This window comes from Streptomyces mutabilis (genome assembly GCF_014649815.1).
In the GTDB taxonomy this organism is placed as follows: Bacteria; Actinomycetota; Actinomycetes; order Streptomycetales; family Streptomycetaceae; genus Streptomyces; species Streptomyces mutabilis.
Genome location: NZ_BMTT01000329.1, coordinates 1 through 513, shown reverse-complemented (window position 1 = coordinate 513; position 513 = coordinate 1). Strand labels below are relative to the sequence as shown.

At 55.6% G+C, this 513-nt stretch carries 1 pseudogene; it reads left to right on the top strand.

Annotated features, from left to right (window positions below):
• Window positions 1-92: 92 nt before the first annotated feature.
• Window positions 93-513: pseudogene (locus IE142_RS40530) on the top strand (copper amine oxidase); the annotation flags it as partial.

Here is a 513-nt window from a genome sequence, read left to right as displayed (position 1 = left end):
CCCGAGACATTATCGGCCATTGCACGGACTCCGACTATGTACCAGGACTGCTGCCGAACGGAAGCCGGAATGACTTAAAGCCACTGAACGTCGTGCAGCCGGATGGCCCTTCATTCAAGATCACCAATGAGTCACTTGTCGAATGGCAGAAGTGGCGGTTCCGTGTCGCATTCAACCCGCGTGAGGGTGAGACAATTCACGGTGGCTGGTATGATGGCTGCAGTGTCATGTACCGACTGGCTATTAGTGTGATGGTGAGTCAACCAACTTTGGGCCCACCCGCAGGAAGGTACTGACAATAGCAGACGGTCCCATACGCCGATCCCAGGCCTCCATATCACCGTAAGCAGGCTTTCGACTTCGGTGATGGTGGCGGTGGTAACATGGCCAACAACCTGTCCATCGGTTGTGATTGCCTGGGTGTCATCAAATACTTCGATGCCGTCATCACCGGTGCGGACGGCAAGGCCCAGAAGCTGCCCAACGCAATCTGCTTGCACGAACAGGACAACG